The 23,772-nt window shown below is 66.8% G+C and carries 22 protein-coding genes; 6 read left to right on the top strand and 16 right to left on the bottom strand.

The window, feature by feature from the left end:
• Both VLA96_09045 and VLA96_09040 read right to left on the bottom strand, forming a co-directional pair.
• Positions 1–315, bottom strand: a complete 315-nt coding sequence (locus tag VLA96_09045; GenBank protein HSE49337.1) for a cytochrome c — start codon at positions 313–315, stop codon at positions 1–3.
• A gap of 152 nt (positions 316–467) precedes the next feature.
• The gene (locus VLA96_09040; protein HSE49336.1) at positions 468–2,654 is read right to left on the bottom strand and encodes a dehydrogenase E1 component subunit alpha/beta; all 2,187 of its coding nucleotides are present in this window, start codon (positions 2,652–2,654) and stop codon (positions 468–470) included.
• Between the two features lie 82 nt (positions 2,655–2,736).
• On the opposite strand from VLA96_09040, the gene VLA96_09035 reads away from it, so the two are divergent.
• The 5 genes from VLA96_09035 (at position 2,737) to gltA (ending at position 7,116) form a co-directional block, all read left to right on the top strand.
• A complete protein-coding gene (locus VLA96_09035; protein ID HSE49335.1) occupies positions 2,737–3,432 on the top strand; it encodes an HAD-IA family hydrolase in 696 nt (231 codons plus the stop codon).
• Positions 3,433–3,582: 150 nt separating this feature from the next.
• The gene (locus tag VLA96_09030; protein ID HSE49334.1) at positions 3,583–3,963 is read left to right on the top strand and encodes a GIY-YIG nuclease family protein; all 381 of its coding nucleotides are present in this window, start codon (positions 3,583–3,585) and stop codon (positions 3,961–3,963) included.
• On the top strand, positions 3,950–4,612 hold the full coding sequence (locus VLA96_09025; protein ID HSE49333.1) for a hypothetical protein: 663 nt from the start codon (positions 3,950–3,952) through the stop codon (positions 4,610–4,612). Before VLA96_09030 ends, VLA96_09025 begins: the two co-directional genes overlap by 14 nt.
• A gap of 96 nt (positions 4,613–4,708) precedes the next feature.
• Positions 4,709–5,626 carry a sulfide/dihydroorotate dehydrogenase-like FAD/NAD-binding protein gene (locus VLA96_09020; protein ID HSE49332.1) on the top strand — a complete coding sequence of 306 codons (918 nt, stop codon included), beginning with the start codon at positions 4,709–4,711 and terminating at the stop codon, positions 5,624–5,626.
• Positions 5,623–7,116, top strand: a complete 1,494-nt coding sequence (gene gltA, locus VLA96_09015; GenBank protein ID HSE49331.1) for an NADPH-dependent glutamate synthase — start codon at positions 5,623–5,625, stop codon at positions 7,114–7,116. The genes VLA96_09020 and gltA overlap by 4 nt, the downstream gene beginning before the upstream one ends.
• A 368-nt stretch (positions 7,117–7,484) precedes the next feature.
• On the opposite strand, the gene VLA96_09010 is transcribed toward gltA, so the two are convergent.
• A complete protein-coding gene (locus VLA96_09010; GenBank protein HSE49330.1) occupies positions 7,485–8,621 on the bottom strand; it encodes a VCBS repeat-containing protein in 1,137 nt (378 codons plus the stop codon).
• Between the two features lie 224 nt (positions 8,622–8,845).
• Between VLA96_09010 and uvrB the strand changes: the two genes are divergently transcribed.
• Positions 8,846–10,834, top strand: a complete 1,989-nt coding sequence (uvrB, locus tag VLA96_09005; protein ID HSE49329.1) for an excinuclease ABC subunit UvrB — start codon at positions 8,846–8,848, stop codon at positions 10,832–10,834.
• Between the two features lie 208 nt (positions 10,835–11,042).
• Here uvrB and VLA96_09000 read toward each other — a convergent pair whose 3' ends face one another.
• The 13 genes from VLA96_09000 to VLA96_08940 all read right to left on the bottom strand — a co-directional run bounded on the left by VLA96_09000 (position 11,043) and on the right by VLA96_08940 (position 23,728).
• The gene (locus VLA96_09000; GenBank protein ID HSE49328.1) at positions 11,043–11,819 is read right to left on the bottom strand and encodes a response regulator; all 777 of its coding nucleotides are present in this window, start codon (positions 11,817–11,819) and stop codon (positions 11,043–11,045) included.
• A complete protein-coding gene (locus VLA96_08995) occupies positions 11,816–12,598 on the bottom strand; it encodes a DUF4388 domain-containing protein (protein ID HSE49327.1) in 783 nt (260 codons plus the stop codon). Before VLA96_08995 ends, VLA96_09000 begins: the two co-directional genes overlap by 4 nt.
• On the bottom strand, positions 12,595–13,020 hold the full coding sequence (locus VLA96_08990; protein HSE49326.1) for a chemotaxis protein CheW: 426 nt from the start codon (positions 13,018–13,020) through the stop codon (positions 12,595–12,597). The genes VLA96_08995 and VLA96_08990 overlap by 4 nt, the downstream gene beginning before the upstream one ends.
• Positions 13,017–13,535, bottom strand: a complete 519-nt coding sequence (locus tag VLA96_08985) for a chemotaxis protein CheW (GenBank protein HSE49325.1) — start codon at positions 13,533–13,535, stop codon at positions 13,017–13,019. The genes VLA96_08990 and VLA96_08985 overlap by 4 nt, the downstream gene beginning before the upstream one ends.
• Positions 13,532–14,698: a chemotaxis response regulator protein-glutamate methylesterase gene (locus tag VLA96_08980; protein HSE49324.1), complete on the bottom strand. Its 1,167-nt coding sequence runs from the start codon at positions 14,696–14,698 to the stop codon at positions 13,532–13,534. The genes VLA96_08985 and VLA96_08980 overlap by 4 nt, the downstream gene beginning before the upstream one ends.
• Positions 14,699–14,701: 3 nt before the next feature.
• Positions 14,702–17,773, bottom strand: a complete 3,072-nt coding sequence (locus tag VLA96_08975; GenBank protein ID HSE49323.1) for a response regulator — start codon at positions 17,771–17,773, stop codon at positions 14,702–14,704.
• Entirely contained in the window at positions 17,770–18,657 is an 888-nt protein-coding gene (locus VLA96_08970; GenBank protein ID HSE49322.1) for a protein-glutamate O-methyltransferase CheR, read from the bottom strand. Before VLA96_08970 ends, VLA96_08975 begins: the two co-directional genes overlap by 4 nt.
• Positions 18,658–18,693: 36 nt before the next feature.
• Positions 18,694–20,118, bottom strand: a complete 1,425-nt coding sequence (locus tag VLA96_08965) for a HAMP domain-containing methyl-accepting chemotaxis protein (GenBank protein ID HSE49321.1) — start codon at positions 20,116–20,118, stop codon at positions 18,694–18,696.
• Positions 20,119–20,149: 31 nt separating this feature from the next.
• Positions 20,150–20,671: a chemotaxis protein CheW gene (locus VLA96_08960; GenBank protein HSE49320.1), complete on the bottom strand. Its 522-nt coding sequence runs from the start codon at positions 20,669–20,671 to the stop codon at positions 20,150–20,152.
• Positions 20,672–20,675: 4 nt separating this feature from the next.
• The gene (locus VLA96_08955) at positions 20,676–21,035 is read right to left on the bottom strand and encodes a response regulator (GenBank protein HSE49319.1); all 360 of its coding nucleotides are present in this window, start codon (positions 21,033–21,035) and stop codon (positions 20,676–20,678) included.
• A gap of 160 nt (positions 21,036–21,195) precedes the next feature.
• A complete protein-coding gene (locus VLA96_08950) occupies positions 21,196–21,879 on the bottom strand; it encodes a histidine kinase dimerization/phospho-acceptor domain-containing protein (GenBank protein ID HSE49318.1) in 684 nt (227 codons plus the stop codon).
• Positions 21,876–23,429 carry a hypothetical protein gene (locus VLA96_08945; protein ID HSE49317.1) on the bottom strand — a complete coding sequence of 518 codons (1,554 nt, stop codon included), beginning with the start codon at positions 23,427–23,429 and terminating at the stop codon, positions 21,876–21,878. Before VLA96_08945 ends, VLA96_08950 begins: the two co-directional genes overlap by 4 nt.
• Positions 23,426–23,728 carry a hypothetical protein gene (locus VLA96_08940; GenBank protein HSE49316.1) on the bottom strand — a complete coding sequence of 101 codons (303 nt, stop codon included), beginning with the start codon at positions 23,726–23,728 and terminating at the stop codon, positions 23,426–23,428. Before VLA96_08940 ends, VLA96_08945 begins: the two co-directional genes overlap by 4 nt.
• Positions 23,729–23,772 lie beyond the last annotated feature (44 nt).

Below are 23,772 nucleotides of genomic sequence, written 5' to 3'. Positions count from 1 at the left end.
CTACTTCTTCAGTGTGCGGATGAAAGCCACGATCTCCTTCGCCTGCTCCGGCGTCATGCCCTTGGTCGCGTAGTTGTGCGGAAACTTCGCGTGCCCCTCGGCCGTCAGGATCGCCTTCGCCAGCTGGTCGTCCGACATCTTCTGCACGTCGGCGGAACTGAACGCCGGCGCTCCCATCTTTGCCCCGGCGGTCGACGGGTTCCCGTCCGCGCCATGGCAGCTCTGGCAGCTCTTGGTGTAGGTGGCCGGTGGCCCGCCTGCGAACGCGCCGCAGGATAATGCGAGGATGATTACGAGTGCTGCAATGATTCTCATGAGCTGGCTCCTTGCGCATCTCTGCGCATAGCCAGCATCGCTCTGCCGTGCACGCGCCGGTATGACACCCCGCACAAACTGATGTGAGATGCAGCACAGGCCTAACGCCCGTGTTTTCACGATGTTGTGGATGGGTTGCTTGCCGACGTCGCCTAGAACTGCGCCAGCTCGCTCATCGCGCGATAGAGATCTTCCGCCTGGGGCAGGATCTCGTCCTCCAGCGTCGGCTGGTAGGCGACGAAGGTGTCTTCCGCGGCCACGCGCTTCACCGGCGCGTCCAGCTCCTCGAACAGTTCGTCCGCGATGCGCGCCGCAATCTCGGCGCCGTAGCCGAAGCTGAGGACGTCTTCGTGCGCCACGAGCACGCGGTTCGTCTTGCGGACCGACGCCGCGACCGCCTCCCAGTCGTACGGGCTGAGCGTCCGCAGGTCGAGCAGCTCGACCGAGACGCCTTCCTCGCGCTCGATCTTCTGCGCCGCCTGCAGCGCGCGCGGCACCACCGCGCCGTAGGTGATGACCGTCAGGTCGGTGCCTTCCTTCCACACCCGTGCCTTGCCGAACGGGATCATGAAGTCCGGCCCCGGATACGGCGCGCGCCCGAACGGCTCGCGGTACAGCCGCTTGTGCTCCAGGAACATCACCGGGTCGTCGCACCGGATGGCGGTGCGCAGCAGCCCGTTGGCGTCGAGCGCGTTCGACGGATACACCACGCGCAGCCCCGGGATGTGCGTGAACAGCACTTCGCCGCACTGCGAGTGATAGATGGCGCCGCCGGTCAGGTAGCCGCCGATGGCCACGCGGATCACCGCCGGCGACGAGAAGTTCCCGTTCGAGCGCCAGCGGATCAGCGGCAGCTCGTTGCGCAGCTGCTGCATCGCCGGCCAGATGTAATCGAAGAACTGGATCTCCGGGACCGGCTTCAGCCCGCGCGTCGCCATGCCGACCGCGCGCCCCACGATGTTCGCCTCCGCCAGCGGCGAATTGAACACGCGGTCGCAGCCGTACTCGACCTGCAGCCCCGCCGTCAGCTTGAAGACCCCGCCCTTCCCTTTCACCTGCTTCTGCTTGAGGTACTCCTCGCGCGAGCAATCGGCCACGTCCTCGCCAAACACCACGATGCGCGCGTCGCGCCGCATCTCGTCCTTCAGGCAGGCGTTGATGAGGTCGGCCATCGTCTTGTCGCCGCCCTCGGTGGCCGGCTTGGTCTCGAACGCTGCCGACGCCGGGTCGAGGTCCGCCGAGTAGATGTGCTGCTTCCACGAGCCGGACTCGGGCAGCGCGGCTTCCAGCGCGCGGTCCGTCGCGTCCTGGATCGCCTCGTCCACTTCCTTCTCGAGCGCGTTGATGCCGGGCTCGTCGAGCACGTTCTCGCGGATGAGGAACATCTGCATGCGCGTGATGGGGTCGCGCGCCGCGTCTTTCTGGCGCTCCGCCTCCGGCCGGTAGAGCCGCTCATCGTCCGAGAGCGAGTGCGAATACGGCCGGATCACGCTGCCGTGGACGAACGCCGGCCCCTTGCCCGCGCGGATGTGCTCCACCGCCTTCGCGAGCACCGCGTAGCTGGCGACCGGGTCTGTGCCGTCGCAGTCGCCGAAGAAGAAGTTCGGAAACTTGGAGACCAGCGTCGAGATGTTCCCGCCCGCGGTCTGCACTTCCACTGGCACCGAGATGGCGTAGCCATTGTCCTCCACCAGGAACAGCACCGGCAGCTTCAGGTTCGCCGCCGAGTTCATCGCCTCCCAGAACTCGCCCTGCGAGGTCGTGCCCTCGCCGCACGAGACGTACACCACCTCGTCGCCGTGGCACACCACGTCCTTGAACTGCCGGTAGTCGCCTTCGGCCTTCTTCGCGGACTCCGGATGCGCCGCGAAGTAGCGCCCCGCTTCGGCACAGCCCACCGCCTGCAGGAACTGCGTCCCGGTGGGCGAGGACTGCGTCACGATGTTGAGCTTCTTGTGCCCCCAGTGGGAGGGCATCTGGCGGCCGCCGGAGTTGGGATCGTCGGCGGCGCCCACCGCTTCGAGCAACTGCTCGTAGGGCGTCATGCCCAGCGCGAGGCACAGCGCGCGGTCGCGATAATAAGGATAGAACCAGTCGTAGCCCGGCCGCAGCGCGGCGGCCGCTGCCACCAGCAGCGCCTCGTGCCCCGCGCCCGAGATCTGGAAGAAGATCTTCTGCTGCCGCTTCAGCAGGATCTCGCGGTCGTCGAGCTTCCGCGACATGTACATGGTGCGGTACATGTCGGTCAGCTGCCGCTTGCTGAGCCCCTGCCAGTTCCGCTCGGCCTTCGCCGGCTCTGTTTTCGGAGCAGATTTTGGCTCGACTTTGGTGGTCGCCATCCGTGTCCTTGGACGAGTAGTAGAACGGGCTTGAAGCGCTATTGTAAACGGTGTCGCCCGATATACTGAACGGTTCCGTGCGATGATCCGCGTCCACCGCCCCATCCCGGCCGAGAACATCAGGCTCGTCGTCTTCGACCTCGACGGCACCCTGGTCGACTCGCGCCTCGACCTCGCCAACTCGGTCAACGCCATGCTCAAGCACTACGGCAAGTCCGAGCTCCCCTGCGACGTCATCGCCAGCTACATCGGCGACGGCGCGCCCATGCTCGTCCGCCGCGCGCTCGGCGACCCCGACGACGAGAAGTTCGTCGAACAGGCACTGCTCTACTTCCTCGCCTGGTACAAGGAGCACAAGCTCGACCACACCTACGTCTACGACGGCGTGAAGCCCGCGCTCGAAGCGATCGCGCGCTCCGCCAACGGCACGCCGCGCACGATGGCCGTGCTCACCAACAAGCCGGTTCGCCCCTCGCAGGCCATCGTCGACGCCCTCGGCCTCGGCGGCTTCTTCGCGCAGGTCTACGGCGGCAACAGTTTCCACACCAAGAAGCCCGACCCGCACGGCGCCCTCGTGCTGCTCGATGAGAACCGCGTCCGCGCCGACGAAGCCGTCATGGTCGGCGATTCCGACAACGACGTGCTCACCGCCCGCAACGCCGGCATGTACTCCATCGGCCTGACCTACGGCCTCGCGCCGGACTCGCTCAAGGCCGTCCCGCCCGACGTGCTGGTCGATACGCCTTCTGAATTAGCCCAAGTGCTGACAGCAAAGTGATTGTCATTTCGAGCGAGCCCGCCGCGGCGGGCGAGTTGAGAAGCCTTGCGTTTCCCTGCTCTTCCACTAAACTGCCCTGAAATCATTGTTGTTTCGAGCGAGTGAAGCGTCCGCTTGCGGACGCTTCGCGAGTCGAGAAACCTTGCGTTCATGAGGCGCCGCTTCGAGGACTACCGCTTCTTCGTCTACATGCTCGGCAGCAGCTCGCGCCGCGCCATCTATGTCGGCTTCACCTCAGAGTTCCGCAAACGCATCTGGCAACACAAGAACCACGAGTTGGAAGGCTTTACCGACCGTTATAACGTCATCCGCTTGCTCTGGTACGAACGCTACCAATACGCGGCCAACGCCATCGCGCGCGAGAAGCAGATCAAGCGCTGGAGCCGCAAGAAGAAGATCTGGCTCATCGAGCAGATGAATCCTGGCTGGAAGGACCTCGCCGCGGACTGGTTCCCTGAAGCACAAGCTCCCTCGACTCGGCTCGGTCCCGCGCAGCGGGACCGAGCACTCGCTCGGGATGACAATGCTTAAGGGGCGGGCACTCATCCTGCGCGGCAAGCGCGCTGCTCGCGGCGCCACCGGCGACGACTTCACGGCCGCCGAGCTGCGCTTCCTGCGCTCGCTGAAAGACCCCTGCGGCATCCAGCGCTACCTCGATTCGCTTCCCTACCACCTCGCCGGCACCGCCTGGTCGCCGCGCCTGGTGATGCAGCACGGCACCGCGCACTGTCTCGAGGGCGCGGTCTTCGCCGCCGCCGCGCTCCGCGCGCTCGGCTACCCTCCGCTCATCTTCGACATGGAAGCGCATCACGACACCGACCACGTCATGGCCATCTACCAGGTCCGCGGACACTGGGGCGCCATCGCCAAATCCAACTTCACCGGCTGCCACGGGCGCGATCCCGTCTACCGCTCGCTGCGCGAACTGGCCATGAGTTACTTCAACCTCTATTTCAATCTCCGCCGCGAACGCTCCCTGCGTACCTTCTCGCGCCCCGTCAACCTCGCCCGCTTCGACCGCCGCCGCTGGATGACCCACCCCAAGGACGTCTGGTTCATCGCCGAGCACCTCTGCGAGATCCCCCACACCCGCCTCCTGAAACCGGGTATGGCCCGCCGCCTCAGCCGGGTCGGCGACCGCCTCTTTGCCGCTGAATTGACAGGACATAGGTCGCACTAGGCTCCCCACCCGGTTAGCCCTGAACATCGCTTTGTGACCCCGGTCACAGCCGCTCCCGCGCTCCCGCCCGAAAATCACAACGTACCGAGGGCAGGCATGTTCCCTATCGTCGAAGCCAGGACGCTCGCGCCTGATATCCGGCAGCTCACCATCTTCGCGCCGCGCATCGCGCGCCGGCAGAAGCCCGGCCAGTTCGTCATCGTGCGCGTGCACGAACGCGGCGAGCGCATCCCGCTCACCATCGCGGCCGCCGACCCGCTCGAAGGCCACATCACCATCATCGTGCAGGCGGTCGGCAAGACCACCGCGCTACTCAACCTGCTGCGCGCGGGCGACGCCCTGCTCGACGTCGTCGGCCCGCTCGGCAAGCCCAGCGAGATGGAGAACTTCGGCACCGCGGTCGTCATCGGCGGCGGCGTCGGGACCGCCATCGCCTTCCCCACCGCCAAGGCGCTCAAGCAGGCCGGCAACCACGTCATCTTCATCCTGGGCGCGCGCAACAAGGAACTGCTGCTGCTCGAGAACGAGATCCGCGCTGTCGCCGACGAGCTCATCGTCATGACCGACGACGGCTCGTACGGCACGAAGGGCTTCGTCACCGACGCGCTCAAGAAGCTGCTCGACGAAGGCCAGAAGATCGACCACGTCCTCGCCATCGGCCCCATCCCCATGATGAAGGCGGTCGCCGGCGTCACGCGCCCGCTCATGATCAAGACCGTCGTCAGCCTGAACTCCATCATGGTCGACGGCACCGGCATGTGCGGCGGCTGCCGCGTCGGCATCGACGGCGACAGCCAGTTCGCCTGCGTCGACGGCCCCGAGTTCGACGCCCACCAGGTCGACTTCGACTTGCTCACGCGCCGCAACCGCGCCTACCGCGAACTCGAGGTCAGCTCCATGGCCGACTTCACCGATGACCCCATGCCCGACATCGAGCTGATGCGCGCCGCCGGACAGCTCGGCGCCGGCGACCTCGAACCCATCCCGGCGCGCCTGCGGAGTGTCGCGCGATGAGCCAGAAGCCGCTTCCCGACCACAATCCGCTGCCGATGAAAGAGCGCATGAAGCTGGACCGCCAGCGCATGCCTGAGCGCCCGCCGGAAGAGCGCGCCAAGTGCTTCCAGGAAGTGAACCTCGGCTTCGGCGAGGACCTCGCCAAGCAGGAGTCGCTGCGCTGCCTCTCCTGCCAGAAGCCCACCTGCGTCACCGCCTGCCCCGTCAGCGTGAAGGTGAAGGACTTCATCGACCTCATCCTCGCCGGCGACTACCTCGGCGCCGCCGCCAAGATCCGCGAAGACAACGTGCTCCCCGGCGTGACCGGCCGCGTCTGCCCGCAGGAAGACCAGTGCGAGGGCGGCTGCACCGTCGGGAAGAAGAAGGAACCGGTCGGCATCGGCTACCTCGAGCGCTTCGTCGCCGACTGGGAGCAACGCTCCGGGGTCATCGGCTTGCCCGAGCGCGCGCCCGCGACTGGCAAGAAGGTCGCCATCATCGGCTCCGGCCCCGCCGGCCTGAGCTGCGCCGGCGACCTCATCCAGCGCGGACACCAGGTGCGCGTCTTCGAGGCCCTGCACGACCTCGGCGGCGTGCTCGCTTACGGCATCCCCGAGTTCCGCCTGCCGCGCTCCATCGTCAAGCAAGAGATCGAGAACATGAAGAAGATGGGCGTGGAGTTCGAGACCGACTGCGTCGTCGGACGCACCGTCACCATCGACGAGCTCTTCCACGACGAAGGCTACTCGGCCGTGTTCGTCGCCACCGGCGCCGGCCTGCCGCAGTTCATGAAGATCCCGGGCGAGAACCTGAACGGCGTCTACTCGGCCAACGAGTTCCTCACGCGCGTGAACCTGATGCGCGCCTACCGCTTCCCCGAGTACGACGAACCGGTCTACAACTGCAAGGACCAGGACGTCGCCGTCATCGGCGGCGGCAACACCGCCATGGACGCGGCGCGCGTCTCCCTCCGCCTGGGCGCGAAGAACGTCTATCTCATCTACCGCCGCAGCGAAAAAGAGATGCCGGCGCGCATCGAGGAAGTCCACCACGCCAAGGACGAGGGCATCCAGATCCTCGCGCTCAACAACCCCGTCGCCTACCTCGGCGAGGAGCGCGTCACCGCGGTGCGCGTGCAGAAGCAGGAACTGGGCGAGCCCGACGCCTCCGGCCGCCGCCGCCCCATCCCCATCCCGGGTTCCGAGTACGAGATCCCGGTCAGCGTGGTCATCATCGCCGTCGGGACGACCGCGAACCCGCTGGTGCAGGCGACCACGCCCGGCTTGCAGACCAACAAGAAGAACTACATCGTCGCCGACCCGGAGACGCTGCGCACCTCACGGGAAGGCGTCTTCGCCGGCGGCGACATCGTCACCGGCGCCGCCACCGTCATCCTCGCCATGGGCGCCGGCCGCAAAGCCGCAGCATCCATCCACGATTGGCTGACCACCGGCGTCTGGAAACCCGGCAACGGCCAGCCCGCTGCGCCCCTTGCCGCCACCGCGGACTAGCTCCAACGAAGCTGTCGTCCAGCCGCCCTCGGCCGGGCCTCGGTGCCGTCCGCTCAAGCGGACTCTTCTCTCATTCGTCCCTTTTCCCAGCGCTCACGTGCTGGGCTAGCGGATCCCGTCCTTCGGACTGGCACTTGTTGGCGTCCAACGGTCGGTCCCTGGCCGAGAACGCCGGCACCAAGCAGGCTACAGTCCCGCGCAGCGGGACGTCATTCGTTAGCCCAGGGCGTAAGCCCCGGGGACGACTGCAAGCGTTGGATTCAGTCCCGCGCAGCGGGACGTCATTCGTTAGCCCAGGGCGCAAGCCCTGGGACGACTGCAAGCGTTGGATTCAGAGTCGGCTTCAGCCGACGGCACGGAAACGAACCTCACTGTCCCAGCAGCACGCTGATCGTTCCCTGCTCGAAGTCCGGCAGCACCAGGTCCATCTTCCCGTCCCGGTTCAAGTCTGCGGTCGCGATGTCCCACTGCCCGCCGCGGTAATTGGCGTTCAACCGGAACCCGCCCTTGCCGTCGCCCAGGAACACGTACGCGCCGTGGCCGGTCGCGAAGGCGATGTCCAGGTTGCCGTCGCGATCGAAGTCGGTGGCCACCGCATGTGCGGGACGCTCACCCACATCCAGCCACTCGGTCTTCGAGAACCGCCCCTCCGAGTCGCTCAGCAATACCGCGACCTCCGAGATGTCGTCGTGCATGACGATGATGTCGTTATGCCCGTTGTGGTCGAAGTCGGCGACCACCACGAAGTACGGCCGCTCCCGCACCGGGATGGTCTGCGCCACGGTGAACCCGCCCTTCCCGTCGCCGCGCGCGATCACCACTGCGTTCCCCAGCAGGTCCGGCGCGACAATATCCATCTTGCCGTCGCCGTCGAGGTCCACCACCTTGTGCGGATAGAACCCGCGCCCAAGCTGGAACGGCGACCCCGCCGCCGGCTTGAATCTGCCCTTGCCGTCGTTGAGCAGCACCGCGATCAAGCCCGTCTCCTGGTGGCCGAAGGTGATGTCGGGGGCGCCGTCGCCGTTCACGTCGCGCGCGAACAGGCCATGGTTGTGCGGCTTGCCCTTTGCAAACGCGACGAACGGCGAATGCGGCGCCGCACGGAACTCGCCCCTGCCATCCCCCAGCAACACGCTCACCGAGTTGCTGTCGTGATTGCTGGCGGCGATATCGATGTCGCCGTCGGCGGTGAAGTCGGTCGCCGCCACCAGGTGCGGCGCCGGTTTCAGCTGCTGCAATCTCGCCGGCTGGAAACCGCCACGTCCGTCCGCGAGCAGCAGTCCCAGGCCGTCCTGGCTCGCGAACACGATGTCCGCCCAGCCGTTCCCGTCGACATCCGCGAGCGCCACGTTGCCGACTTGCGCCCCGGCCGCGAGTGGCGAGCCCGGCGCCGGATGGAACAACGGCCTGTTCTGCGCTTCGGGCTGCTGTTGGCTGGAACACGTCAGCAGCGTCATCATCGCGATCGGCAGCAACAGCAGCAGGGACTTGGGTGAGCGTCGCATAAGTCTCTCCTTACAAGATGTAGGACGCGCGGCCGGCCGGTGGGTGAGCCTCGGGGAGGCCCGGAAAGGCGTGCCGTATAATAAAGGATTCTCCGGCATGCGATTTTCGCGCCTGAGAGTGCTTGCGGCGAGATGCCGGCGAGGCCCGTGCGGCCGCCGAGCCGGCTGTCCTGGGGCAGAATCGGCCAAGGCGGCGGAACGCTGCATAGCGGTTTTCGAAAATAATGGACTTCAAACTCCAATCCGATTACCAGCCGCAAGGCGACCAGGGGCGCGCCATCGAGCAGCTCGTCCGCGGCCTCGCCGACGGCGAGAAGCACCAGGTGCTGCTCGGCGTCACCGGCTCGGGCAAGACCTTCACGATGGCCAAGATCATCGAGCAGGTGCGCAAGCCCGCGCTCGTCCTCGCCCACAACAAGACGCTCGCCGCCCAGCTCTACCACGAATTCAAGTCGTTCTTCCCCTCGAACGCGGTCGAGTACTTTGTCTCCTACTACGACTACTACCAGCCGGAAGCCTACATTCCCGCCGGCGACGTCTACATCGAGAAGGAAGCCACCATCAACGACGAGCTCGACAAGCTGCGCCTCTCCGCCACGCGCTCGCTCTTCGAGCGCCGCGACTGCGTCATCGTCGCCTCCGTCAGCTGCATCTACGGCCTCGGCTCCCCCGAGGCCTACTACGGCATGCTGCTCTTCCTCGAGAAGGGCCAGAAGATCAAGCGCGAGGACATCACCCGCAAACTGGTCGAGATCCTCTACGAACGCAACGACTCGGACTTCCGCCGCGGCACCTTCCGCGTCCGCGGCGACGTCATCGAGGTCTATCCCACCTACGACGACAACGCCTACCGCATCGAGCTGTGGGGCGACGAGGTCGAATCGCTCTCGCAGATCGATCCGCTCTTCGGCACCGTCAAGCACCGCTACGTCCGCCTGCCCATCTACCCCAAGACGCACTACGTGATGTCGCCCGAAACCAAGGGCAAGGCCATCGTCTCCATCCGCGAGGAGCTGGCGTGGTGGGAGAAAGAACTGGAGAAGCAGGGGCGCCTGGTCGAGTCGCAGCGCGTCCACCAGCGCACCATGTTCGACCTGGAGATGATCAAGTCGGTCGGCTACTGCCACGGCATCGAGAACTACTCGCGCCACTTCTCCGGCCGCCTGCCCGGCGAGGCGCCGCCCACACTGCTCGACTACGTCCCGCGCGACTACCTGCTCTTCATCGACGAATCGCACCAGACCATCCCGCAGCTCCACGGCATGTACCACGGCGACCGTTCGCGGAAAGAAACGCTGGTCGAGTACGGCTTCCGCATGCCGAGCGCCATGGACAACCGCCCGCTGACCTTTGAAGAGTTCGAGCATCGCGTGAACCAGGCCGTGTATGTCTCTGCAACGCCAGGGCCTTATGAGCTCACGAAATCGGCGGGCGTGGTGGTCGAACAGATCATCCGGCCCACCGGCCTGATCGATCCCGAAGTCGAAGTCCGCCCGGTGAAGGGCCAGATCGACGACCTGCTGCACGAGATCCGCGCGCGCGTGGAAAAGGGCGAGCGCGTCCTCGTCACCACGCTTACCAAGCGCATGGCCGAGGACCTGGCCGAGTACTACGCCGAGGCCGGCGTGCGCTGCCGCTATATGCACTCCGAGATCGAGACGCTGGAGCGCATCAAGATCCTGCGCGACCTGCGCAAGGGCGAGTTCGACGTCCTCATCGGCATCAACCTGCTGCGCGAGGGCCTCGACCTGCCCGAGGTCTCGCTCGTCGCCATCCTCGACGCCGACAAGGAAGGCTTCCTGCGCTCCGGCGGCTCGCTCATCCAGACCATCGGCCGCTGCGCGCGCAACCTCAACGGCCGCGCCATCCTCTACGCCGACCGCGAGACCGATTCGATGAAGAAGGCCATCGGCGAGACCTACCGCCGCCGCGCCATCCAGCAGACCTACAACGTGGAGCACGGCATCACGCCGGAATCCATCGTGCGCCCGGTGGAGATGTCGCTCGCTGCCATCGTCGAAGCGGATTATGTCGACATGACTTCCGCCGCCGACGACATGCCCGAGTTCCGCTCGCAGGAAGAGCTCGACGCCTACATCGCGAAGCTCGAGGCCGAGATGCGCGAGGCCGCCAAGCGCTTCGAGTTCGAGAAAGCCGCCAAGCTGCGCGACACCATCCGCGACCTCCGGACCAAGGAGTTCCTCTTCGCATGATTCAACGCAGAGGCGCAAAGAACGCGGAGAAAGAAGGTCAAACAACCTCTGCGAACTCTGCGCCTCTGCGTTGAACAAGAAGCCTGATGAAACAGAAACGCCGCGAGCTGGTTAGCCCGCGGCGCTGTTTTCCGTCTACCCTCCCCCAAGGTTCAACGGAAACTTGCAAACTCTTGGGTGCGCGCCGGCGACTCGCCGGCGCTCACCCTTATTCCGACTCCTGCAGCGTCTTCACGTGCGCTTCCAGCGCCCGCGAGTACTCGCGCTCGGCCTGCAGCTCGCTCTGCAGCTTCTTCACCAGGCCTTCCAGGCGCAGGATCTCGAGCTTCATCTTGGTGGCGTCCATGGTGTGGCCCGCGGCCGCGGGACGCGCGGGCGCTGCCGGCGGCGCCGGCGCGGGCGCCGCAGCTGCCGCCACCGGAGCAGGTGCCGGCGCAGCCGCCTGCCGGTGCACGGCGGGCGCGGGCGCGACGAACGGGACCGGTGCGGGCCGCGGCGCAGCCGCCGGCCGCGCCGGCGGCGCACCGGCTGCCGCGAAGATGCTGCTGAGCGCGGCGCTCGCCGCCTCCGGCGCCGCCCCCGCCGCGATGGGTGTTCCGGGATGCAGCAGGTGCTTCACGCGCGTGATCAGGTCTTGCGGCTGGAACGGCTTGCGGATCAGCTCGTCCGCCTTCACCGCGAAAGCTTTTTCGGCGACCGCCCGGTTCACCACGCCCGACATCAGGATGACCGGCGTCTTCCCCAGCACCGGGTGCTGCTTGATGTACTGGCACACTTCGTAGCCGTCCTTGTCGGGCATGATGACGTCGCTGATGACGACGTCCGGCCGCTCCTGCTCGATCAGCGCGAGCGCCGAGGCGGCGTCGGTGCAGGCCACCACGTTGATGTTCTCGCGGCGGAACGCGATCTTGATGACCTCGCGCATCGTCGCCGAGTCGTCGATGAAGTACACCGTGGGGGCTCCGGGTTGCGCCACCTGGCTCATTGCAGTTCTCCTTCGGCCGCGCCGTGCTCGCTCTCGTCGATCTCACGCAGCGCGTCGAGCATCAGCTCCGTGGCCGAGCGCAGGACGGTCCGGGTCGCGGCGGTCGCGCCCGGCACGAACTTGTAGACTCCGACTTCGCTGTTGTTGCAGTTCTTCACGATGTGGACCACGGCGTCGTCGCCGATCATGTCGCCCGCTTCGGCGTGCGACACGTCGCCGCCGTCGAAGAAGATGATCCCGTCGAGCGTGCCGGCGTTCACGTGCAGCGCGCCGGTCTGCCGCGAGTGCGTGAGCATCTGCACCACGCCCGGCAGGTCGAGGTGCGAGAGCGATCCGCTCAGCGCGGTCTCCGTGGTGGTCAGCATCTGCGTCGGCTGGAAGCCTTCTTCGTGCGAGCGCAGGAAACTGCGCACGTGCGACGCGATCGATTCCGGACCCACGCGCCGGTCGATGTAGTCGTCGCAGCCCGCGCGGAACGCCTCCATCAGCGCCTGGTCGCCGCCGTCGCCCACTGCGATGATCGGGATGTGCGCCGTCTTGATGTCGGCGTGCAGGATCTTCGGCAGGTCGAACGCGCCCATCTCGCGCAGGTTCGTCGCGCACAGGATGGCCGCCGGCGTGTCCCACTCCAGCGAGGTCAGCGCGAACGCCGAGGCGGTCGCGTGGTTCACCTCGTAGCCTTCTTTCTTCAGCGCGTCCGCCAGCCGCTTGGCGAAGAACACGTTCGCGTCGATCACCAGGATCTTGGGCGCCATCGTCGCCTGGGTGGGGGCGTTCATGCCGCGGCCTCCGTCCCGATCAGGCGTTCCAGCTCGATCACTTCCACGATCTCGTTCTCGAACGACAGCAGTCCGATCACGTACTTCGGCAGCTTGCCCGCCGGCGGCAGCAGTTCGGTGGTGGCCAGTTCGCACTCGCCGGTCACCGGGATGGCGGTCCACTCGCTGGCGCCGGCGAACTTGCGCGTGGCGATGAGGAAGAACTTGCGCGCGGGGGCGTCCGGCCCGACGAGCACCGGCGCCACGTCGCACACCGGCACGATGTGGCCGCGGCGGATCAGCACGCCGGTCAGCAGCTTCGACGTGTGCGGGAAGCTCTGCTCGCGGTCCGGACGAGCGAGCTCCGTGACCACAGCCGCCGGCAGCGCGAAGCGCTTCTTGCCGATGGGGAAGAGCACGAACGAGTTGGGCTTGGCGGTCATGCGGTGGCGGCGCCCTTCCCTTTCGCGGCCGCCTCGGCGCCCGTCACGGCCGCCTGCAGCACGGTGAACTCCGGTTTCGACATGAACGCGGCCGGGTCGACGACCGGCACCACGCGCTCCTGGATCATCGCGATGCCGCGGTACCACTGGCGCTCCTCGCCCGCGAACGCGCGCGGCAGCGCGTGCAGCGACGTGATCTCGGTGATGCGCTCGGTGTGGTCCACCAACACCGCCGCCGCCGACTCGCGCAGCACCAGCAGCCGCGTCGCTTTCGACGGGAACAGCCGGAAGTGCAGGTTCGAATCCACCACGAAATACCTCTTCCGGTCGCGCTCCAGCAGGTGCTTGAACTTTGCCAGCCGCGCGGTCGCGACTCCCGCCGGCAGCGGCCTCAATCCATCCGTATTGCGAATCTCTTCCACCGCCTGCGCCGCGATGGCGAAGGTGTAGTTGCCGACGGCGAACAGGATGACCGCTTCGTGCCGGCCGCGCGGCTTCTTCTCCACGCGCTTCACAGCGCACCCACCTTGGCGGCGCCGAACACGTAGAGCACCCGCTTCTCGATGGCGTGGAACACGTTGTCGATCGGGAGGATCTGGTCGACCGCCCCGGTCTTGATGGCTTCCGCGGGCATGCCGAAGATGATGGACGTCGCTTCGTCCTGCGCGATGACGTGGCCGCCCGCGTCCTTCACGAGCGTCGCGCCGCGCGCCGCGTCATTGCCCATGCCGGTCAGCACCACGCCGATCGACATCGGCCCGGCGAACTGCGCCACCGTCTCCAGCGTCACGTCCGCGCACGGGCGGTAGCCCGAGATGCGCGGGCCGTCGTCGAGCGTGATGCGCCCCGTCTGCGTGACGCGCAGGTGGTGCGAGCCCGGGCAGACGTAGAGCACGCTCGGCTGCAGCAATTCCCCCTGCTCCGCTTCCTTCACCTTGATCTGGGCGATCTCCGCCAGCTGCTGGGAGAACTGCGAGGTGAAGTTCCCCGGCATGTGCTGCACCAGGATCACCGCGCCTGCAAACCCCGCCGGGAAGCGCGGGATGAAGTTCATCAGCGTCTGCGGCCCGCCGGTGGAGGCCGCCAGCACCACGACCGGGAACTTGCCGTTGGTGCGCGACAGGTTGGGAGCGGCGGAGGGCGCGGGCCGGGTGCTCGCCGGAGCCGCGGCGGCCACCGCGATCGGCTTCGGCGCCGGCTCGGTGCGCGGCGCCGAGCTCGCGATCTCGCTCTGCAGCTTCGAGCGCACCGCCGTGCGGACGACGCGCACTTTCGCCGCGAGCTTCAGCTTGCGCACCAGCTCCTCGCGCACCGTGTTCATGTCGAGGTCGATGCCGCTCGAGGGCTTGGCGACGAAGTCGATGGCGCCCAGTTCCAGCGCCTTGAGCGTGATGTCGGCGCCGTCGCGCGATTCCGAGCTCACGATCACGATCGGCTTGGGGTTCTTCGACATGATGACTTCCGTCGCCTGCAAGCCGTCGACGTGCGGCATGTTGATGTCCATCGTGATCACGTCGGGCATGAGCTGCTCGACCTTGTCGACTGCGTCCTTGCCGTCGCGCGCCTCGCCGCACACCTCCAGCGCCGGGTCCGCGCTCACGATGCTCTGCAGCACCTTGCGCATGAACGCCGAGTCGTCCACGATCAACACCCGGATTCGCTTGCCGTCAAACGCCATCGCCTAACTCGTGGCCGCCGCTTTCGCCTGCGTACCGGCCGCGCCGATCAACTGCGCCACCTCCGCCAGGAACTGGTCTTCCTGCACCGGCTTGGTGAGGAAGGCCGCCGCGCCTTCGTGCATCGCCCTATCTTTGTGCTTCGCGCCCGCCCGCGAAGTGACCACCATCACCGGGATGTGGCGCGTCTCCGGCGATTGCCGCAGGTGGGCGATCAGTTCGTATCCGTTCGTACGAGGCATCTCGAGATCGGTCACCACCAGATCGCAGCGAGTCTGGGTGACGATCTCGAGAGCCTCGAGTCCATCGGACGCAAGTTTCACGCGGTAGCCTGCCTTCTCGAGCATGCGACCCACGAATTTGCGTACGCTGATGGAATCGTCGGCGAGTACCACCACTTTTTCCGGCGCCACCTCGTCGATGGCGGCGGCCGGGATCTCTCCCTTGGCGACCGCGGCCGCGCCCGGCGCGAAGATGCGCGCCGCGACCGGCGACGCCATCAGCGGGCGCCGCTCCACCGCCTCGCCCGCGACCAGCCGGTTCACGTCCACCAGCAGGATCAGGCTGCCGTCCGGCGCGATGGTCGCGCCCGGGAACATCTTCATGTTCCGCAGGTACTCGCCCAGGTTCTTGATCACGATCTCGTCTTTGCGGAGCACCTCTTCCACCACGATGCCGACCTGGCGCGCAGCCACGTTCACCAGCACCAGCCGGTAGAAGCCGTTCACCGGCTCGACCTCGGGCAGGCCGAGCTGCGCATCCAGCCGCACGATCTCGGTCACCACGTCGCGCACCTTGGTCAGCAGCTTGCCGCCGACTTCCTCGATCTCGTCGGCGCGCAGCCGCCGGATCTCCTCGACGAACGCCAGGGGCAGCGCGAAGGTGTGCTCGCCGCAGCGCACGAACAGCGCCTGCGAGATGATGAGCGTCAGCGGGACCTTCAAGGTGAAGCGCGTCCCGTGGCCCTTCTGTGTCTCCACCTCGATCTCGCCGTTGAGCGCGCTTAGGTTGGCCTTCACCACGTCGAGCCCGACCCCGCGGCCGGCCAGCTCCGTCTTGCGCGGCGCCGTCGAGAAGCCCGGGTGGAAGAGCAGGTCGGTCAGGTCGCGCTCGCTGAGCCGCTCGGCGTCTTCTTGGCTGACGAGTCCGGCTTCGACCGCGGTCGCGCGCACGCGGTCGTAGTCGATGCCGCGCCCGTCGTCCTCGACCTCGATGTAGATATGGTTGCCGCGATGGTAGGCCCGCACCGCGATGTTGCCGTGGTCAGGCTTGCCGGCCGCGTAGCGGTCGTCGTGCTTCTCGATGCCGTGCGCCACCGAGTTCCGCACCAGGTGCACCAGCGGGTCGGAGATCTGCTGGATGATGTTGTTGTCGAGTTCGGTCTCGGCGCCGGCGAGCGCCAGCTCCACCTGCTTGTTCGACGCCTTCGCGGCGTCGCGCACCGTGCGGGAGATGCGGGTGTACAGGTTCCCGATCGGCACCATGCGCGCCTGCGTGATCTCGTCCTGCAGCCGGTGCGCCAGCTTGGTGAACTCGTCGATGTCGGAATCCACGCGGCGCACGAAGCCGTCGAGCTGCGTCAGCACCTCGGTGATGTCAGCGGAGATCTCGGAGAGCGACCGCGACAGGATGTTGAAGTCGTCGTAGCGGTCCATCTCCAGCTCGCTGAACTCGGCGAGCGACGAATCGTAGGAGTGTGTGTAGCTCGAGTAGCCGCCGCGGTACGGCGATTCGAACGTGATCCCCTTCTCCGCCTTCGGCCTCGTCTGCAAGGTCGAGAGCTGCGAGAACTCGTGCTTCTCGGTGAACTCCGACACCTTGTCGGACATACGTGCCTTCGAGAAATTCAGCACGTCGGCCAGCTTCTCCAGCTCGGCGACGCGGCCCAGCATGCGGGTGCGGTTGATGACCAGTTCGCCGACCGCGTTCATCATGCGGTCCAGCCGCTCCAGCGCGATGCGCACCGACTTCGACTGCGGCATCGCCACGGGCTCGCGCCGCAGGACGGTCTCTTCCTCGTCCTTTGCCTCCGCGGCTGGCGCTGCCGGCGCCAGCTCCCGCCGCGCGGGCTCGATGTGCATCGGCGCCGCGACTTCAGGAAGCGTCTCGGCAACGGGCGCCGGCTCCGCCAGCTGCTCCGCCGGCGCGATCTCCACCGGCTGCACCGCCGGCGCGGGCGCGCCCTCTTCCTCTTCTTCCGGCGCAAGCCGCCCGATGCGCAGCATCAGCGTCCGGAACGTCGCCTGCATCGTCAGCTCGTCCGGCCACTGGCGATAGAGGAACTTCTTCAGGACATCGACCGACTCGAGGCAGAGGTCCACGATCTCGGCCGAGGGCTTCAGCTGCCCGTCGCGCAGGCGGCCGACCAGGTCCTCGGCGCGGTGCGCCACGCGCGAGATGCGCAGCAGCCCGACTTGCGCTGCCGCGCCTTTGATGGTGTGCATCGCGCGGAACAGCCGGTTGATGTCTTCCGGATTCGGGTTCGCCTCGAGCGCCAGCAGGCACTCGGTCACCACTTGCAGGTGCTCTTCGGCTTCCGGCACGAAGAACTCGAGGATCTCGTCGTGCACCTCTCCGTCCTGCGGCAGTTCGGTGATGGCGACCGGCGCGGCCTCTTCCGGCGCGGTCTCCATCGCGCTCGCGACCTCGTCCACGTACGCCGCCTCTTCCCGCACCGCCTCCGGCGCCTGGAACGCGAACGGGTACTTCTGCTTGAACGCCGCGATGTCCTCGCCCGCCTCCACGCCGTTCGCGCTCACCATCAGCAGGTCGCTTTCCAGCACCGCGATCGCTTCCGAGATGAACTCCACCAGCGGCCCGGCGGCTTCCGCGCCGATGGTCGCGTTCATCGCGTACTGGAAGATGTGCGCCAGCTTGCCGCTGACCTCGGCGAACAGCGGGTAGCCGTAGCTGCCGGACGTCCCTGCCAGCGTGTGCGCCGAGATGTAGAGCCGCTCCAGGTCCTCAGGGACCGGGTACGGGTCCTGCAGGATGCCGGAGTACTCCCGCAGGAACTGCAGGTGCTCGCTCGCTTCCTGCAGGAAGATCTCCACGAATTCGTGTTCCGGCCCGCTCACACCGACTCCTGTTCGGCCGCCGCGGCCGCGCGCTTGCCCACGCCCGCCGCCGGCTTCTGGTAGTACAGCGAATCACCCTGCACGATCGCCTCGAACTGCACGCCCGTCTTCGCGATCGATTCCGCGTGCCCGAGGAAGAGGTAGCCGCCCGGCTCGAGGTACTCGTAGAAGCGCTGGATGAGCTGCGCCCGCCGCTCGTCCGAGAAATAGATCAGGACGTTCATGCAGAAGATGCAGTCGAAGCGCCCCATGTAGACGACTTGCGCGAGGTTCATGGGCGCGAACGTCACCATGTTCCGGATCTTCGGCTTGACCATGAACTGGTCGCCGAGTTTCGAGAAGTACAGCTCGATCAGCGCGCGGTCCATCGACCCCAGTTCGCGCCGCGAGTACACGCCGCGCTCCGCCGCCTGCAGCGCCTGCCGCGAGATGTCGGTCGCCAGGATGTGGATGTTCCACGCCTCGGCGAACTCCAGCGTCTCGCAGATGGACATCGCGATCGAATACGGCTCCTCCCCGGTGGCGCAGCCCGCGCTCCAGATGCGCAGCGAGCGCGGGTTCTCCCAGAACTTCTTCATGTGCAGCTCGGGCAGCACCTTGCGCTCGAGCGCGGCATGCACGTCGGGATAGCGGAAGAACGAGGTTTCCTGCGTGAGCAGCCGCTCCAGCAGCGAGTCGTACTCCACGTTCGACGACTTCATCGCGCGGATCAGGTCGAGCCCGTGCGCCAGCCGCTTCGCCGTCATGTGTTCGCGCACGCGCGTCGAAAAGAAGCGCTCGCGCGAGCTGTCGAACAGGATGCCCGAGCGCTTCTCGATCAGCGCGCGGATCTCCGACAACTCGTGGTCCGAGACGGTGGCGGCTTGGTTGTTCTTCTCTAGCATGTGCGTCGCTGCAAACGCCTGCTGACCGTTCTCTGTCTACCGGCGCGCGGCGGCGGCCATGTCCGCCCGCTCCGCGTTCGCCGAGACGCGGAACTGCGACAGCGCCTCGTTCAACTGCTCGGAGAGCTTCACCATGTTCTCCACCGTGCGCGCCGTCTGGCGCGCGCCCTGCGAGGTCTGCCGCGTGATGTTCGAGATGATCTGCATCGCGTTCGCCACGCCTTCCGTGCCGCGCACCTGCTGCTTCGACGCGAGCGAGATCTCCTGCACCAGCTCCGCCGATTGGCGGACGACCGAGGAGATGGCTTCCAGCGCCTTGCCGGCCTGGTCCGCCAGCCGCGCCCCCACTTCCACTTCCTTGGTGCCTTCCTCCATCACGACCACCGCTTCGTTCGTCTCCGCCTGGATGGCCTTGATCAGCGCCGCGATGTCCTTGGTGGCGTTGCGCGAGTGCTCGGCCAGCTTGCGGACCTCGTCGGCGACCACCGCGAAGCCGCGGCCCGCCTCCCCCGCGCGCGCCGCCTCGATGGCCGCGTTGAGCGCCAGCAGGTTCGTCTGCTCGGTGATGTCGTTGATCACGTTGATGATCTCGCTGATCTCCAGCGAGCGGTCGCCCAGCGACTTGATCTTCTTCGCCGTCGCCTGCACCGACGCGCGGATGCGCTGCATCCCTTCCAGCGTGTCGCGCACGGCGCGGTTGCCCTGCTCCGCGGCGTCGAGCGCGCGCCGCGCGGCTTCCGCCGACGCTTCCGCGTTGTTCGACACCTGCTTCATCGAGACCGTGAGCTCTTCCACCGCCGACGACGTGTTCGTGATCTCCTGGTCCTGCTGGTTCGCGCCGTGGCTCATCTCCTCGGCCGAAAGCAGGATCTCGTTCGCGCTCGAGCTCACGTCGATGGCGGCCTTGCGCACCCGCTCCAGCACCTTCGCGAAGTTGTCGAGCATGTAGTTCACGGAGTCGACCACGTTGCCGAGCGCGTCGTTCGTCACCTTGCCGCGCAGCGTCAGGTCGCCGCGCGCGATCTGGCTCGTGATCGTCAGGAACTCGGTCACGCTGCGCTGCAGCGTCTCCTGCGCCTCCTGGTTGAAGACGGCCTTCGACACCCGCTCGGTCGAGCGGTTCAGGTTGTCGGCGATCAGCCCGAAGTCGTCATTCGACTGCACGTCGGCCTTCGCGCTGCGGTACTCGCCCGCCGCCAGCTTCTCCGACACCTCGACCAGCTCCTTCACCGGCGTCAGCACCTTGTTCGCCAGCATGATGCCGCTGCCGATCCCGACGATGGCGATCACCAGCAACGCGCCCAGCAGGTCCTTGCCCGCGTCGCTGATGCTGAAGGCGTCCAGGAAGGGCAAGCCCTTCGCCCAGCCGCCCGCCCAGTACCCGAGCAGCAGGACCAGGAACATCCCCGCCAGGTTCATCGCCACCAGCATCCAGATGGTCGAACTCAACCGACCTTTCATACCGTCCTCCCAGAACCCAGAACTTTCGTGCTCAGATCACGCCGACCGGAAATGCCTCGGTCACGCGCTTCAGATCCAAAGCCAGCGCCAAACGATCTTCGTGCCGCAACATGCCGCAGCAGTGAGGCACGTCGCGCGGCGCCTCGTCCACCAGCAGCGTGTCGGTGGTGGTGTAGGTGCCGATCACTTCGTCCGCCGCGATGCCCAGCCGCAGGTCGTCCCGGTCGCCCTCGCCCTTCATCCGCGCCACCACCACGTGCTTGGGCGCGAGGTCCGCGCGCCGGCCCTCGGTGAACGCGATGTCGATCAGCGGCACGATCGAGCCGCGCAGGTTGAACACCCCCATCAGGAACGGCGGCGCCAGCGGCACCCGCGTCACCCGCGGCCACTCCACCACTTCGTCCACGTCGAGCACCAACAGGCAGAAGCGCTCGCGTCCCGCGCGGAACACGCAGTACTGGTGCTCCGGCAGTTGCTCGGCGAACTCCGGCGGGATCGCTCCGCCGTCTGCTTCCGCCTGCATCGGCTCGAGTTGGGGATTCTCTTCCGGCATCTCGCTACGCCAGGCGCTGCACTACCTCGAGCAGCGCTTCCTTCTTCCACGGCTTCACCACGTAATCGTCGGCGCCCTGCTGCTTCGCCCAGAACTTGTCGCTGTCGGTGTTCTTCGAGCTCACCAGCACGACCGGGATGCGCCCGTACTGGGCGCTCGCCTTCAGCTCGCGGCACACCTGAAAGCCGTTGCGTTGCGGCATCACCACGTCCAGCAGGATCAGGTTCGGCCGCTCGCTCTCGATGGTCTGCTCGACCTTCATCGGGTCGTTGATGGCCACCGGCCAATACCCCGCCGCCTGCAGCACACTCTGCATCAGCTTGATCTCGGCCTGCGAGTCGTCGACGATCAGAATCTTCTTCATCGTTCTTTCCGGGAACTCGGCGGGCGGGCGCACCTCTCCGCGGAGTTATCCGATGAATACAAAAGCAATTCCACAGCCACCTTGATGGCTCCGGAATCAACTCTTGTCTCGTTGGTTAAGTTGTTTGTTCTAGGGATGTTACACGAACGGGCAATCTGGGCTACGTGCCCGTCGCGGCGCGCTGAGACTGCGCCTTCGTCTCACGTTGAGACTCTTTCTCAGCGAAGGCCAACTCGCTCTCCAGCGACGAGAACCGCTGCATGATCTCGTGCATCCGCAGTGCCATCGAGTGCATGGTCTCGACCTGTTCCCGCACCTCGGCGTTCAACGCCCCGGGTTCCAGCAAGAGCAGCTCGGCGTTGCCTAGCACCGAGGTCAGCGCGTTGTTCATGCTGTGGCGCTGCTCGAGCATGTAGCGTCCCAGCGTGGCGTGGCGGCGGTCCTGCGAGGAAGCCTCTTCCGCCCGGCGTGCGCGCGCGGCCGCCTCGGCATGCCGCAGCGCCTCGGTGGAGAGCAGGATCAGGGCGTCGAGCCAGCCGTCGTGCTGCGGCAGGATGAGGAGCTTCGGATGGCTGGTGCGCATCGCCGACGCCGACTGGTCGTCCGCCGGCACGTAGATGGTCGGAGACGAAGACGAATCGAGCGAGTCGAGCACCATGGCGAGCCGCCCGTTGCGGATCCCGCCGACCAGCGCCAGGTCGTACGACGCCTGCCGCGCCCCCTTCCATGACTCGCTGCCGACCAGGGTGAAAGCCGGCACCTTGCGCTCGGCCTGCCACCGGCCCATCACGTTCCTTGGGAACTCGGCCTCGTCGGCGATGATCAGTACAGTGTCCTGGTTCACTGCGCGCTCCGTTGCGGGGGTTTTGGACCGTGCTCCATCTCTTCCATCAGGCCGATCAAGCGGCGCGCGCTCGCGGCCAGGTTGACGGCGCCATCGATGTTCTTCTTCTCTTTCGCGTGCGCGATCTGCGCCTGCAGCGCCGCCGCTTCCTGGTGCGCGGCCGCCAGCATCGGTCCGGCATCGAGCGGCTTGCCGGCCTTGCGCTCTTCGACCGCGCGCGACAGCAACGCCCGCGCCGCGACCGCGCGCTGCAGCGCGTCCGACACATCGTCGCCGCCCTCCACGAACGCGGTGACCTCCCACGACGACAGCATCAGCTTGTGGCCCGCGACCGTCACCGCGGTCACCGCCGTGCTCTTCTTCGCGCTGTCGCGGAACAGCTGTTCGGCGATCAGCTCCAGGCAGCCGTCCACGTCGGTCGGCGCCGCGACTGCCTTCGGCTGCGGCGGCAATGGCTTGCTGCCGATCTTCACCGGCGCGGGCTTTGCCGGCGCCGTGTAGGCCGCCGCCACTTCCACCTGCACAATGGGCGGCACCGGCGGACGCTTGGCGTCCGCCACCGGTTCTTCGGCCTGGACCTCGGCCGGCGCCGGCGCCGGGTCGGGCTTGCTCTCCGCAACGGGCTCGGGCTGCGGTTCCGGCTCAGCCTCGGCCACCACCGGCGCAGGCGCTTCCAGAGCGGCCTCCAGCAGTTCCCGCAGCTTGATCAACTGCTGGAACGACTGGCCGGAGCTGTACTGCCGGCGGAACAGCGCCTTCCATTCGTGGCAGAACTGGCGCAAGTGATCGGAGGTCTCCTGCTTGCCGAGACCGACGCTCGAGCAGTCGAACATCGCTTGGCCGCGCTGTTCGAGCGCGTGCAAGGCAAAGCGGATGGCGTGCAGGTCTCCCTGGATCAGCCGCACGAACGCTCCGCGCACCAGGATGTTGAAGCGCGTGAAGGTGAGCAGCGCGCTCGAGCCGAAGAACTTCGGTCCGGATTCCGTCTTGAGTTTCCGCGCGCGGGCCAGCAGGTTCCGCTCCAGCATGTCGCTGAGCGATTCGCACTGCTTCAGCTCCGCCAGTACCTCATCGAGCGGCGCCAGCCAGCTCGGCGCCTCCGGGATGGACTCCCCGAGCACCGGCCCCAGGACCTCGGCCACGTCATCCAGCGTCGGCTCAGTCTGGTGCAGCTTCGCCGGCGCGCACTGGAAGAAATACTGCGCCAGCAGAAAATCGACCTTGTCGCGGTCGCTGTCGCTCCGCTCTTCCTGCTCGAGAAAACGTGCGACCAGCGCTCGCAATACCGGCTCGGTCGAGACTTCCGAGGTCTGGAGCACCTGCCGCAGGTGCCAGACCTCGACCTTCTTGTCCGCGCTCGCGAACCACTCTTGCACGCGCGCGATGGCCTCGGGCTCGTTCCGGTCCACCGGGTACTCGAGGTCGCGCGAGGGCTCGAGCGCCACGCCGTGCTGCCGGATGGCAGCCGCGTACACCGGGTAAATCTGCCGCGCGAGTCGCCACTGCGCGGCAATCTCGTTCGTTTGTGCTGTTGCGGTTGCGGTGCTCATGGCTGGATGATCCAATTCGCCGGCTTCGCGGTGAACCGCGCCGCCACGGCCGTTCGTCCGTTGTGATATTGCACTGCGACGACAGCCGCCTCCGCGCGCAGGCTGCCGTCGGCGTTCTCCAGTCGCAGCCGCTCCTCGAACTCCAGCGGCTGGCTCGAGGCGAACAGAACCTCTTGCGCCGTGCCGTACTCGATCAGCGTCTGCTCGGAAAGCTCCCGACCACGGTGGCCCGTCCCGGTGATCCGCACCGGGATGCGCACCGCGACCGCTTCAGGAAAGAATTGCGCCAGGCGCGCCACGGAGCCTTCGCCCGCAGTCGATGACGCAACCGCGACATGCTGTC

Source organism: Terriglobales bacterium (genome assembly GCA_035457425.1).
Lineage (GTDB): Bacteria > Acidobacteriota > Terriglobia > Terriglobales > Acidobacteriaceae > JACPNR01.
Note: the sequence above shows the minus strand (reverse complement) of the source record. Positions and strands in the feature narration are given on the sequence as shown.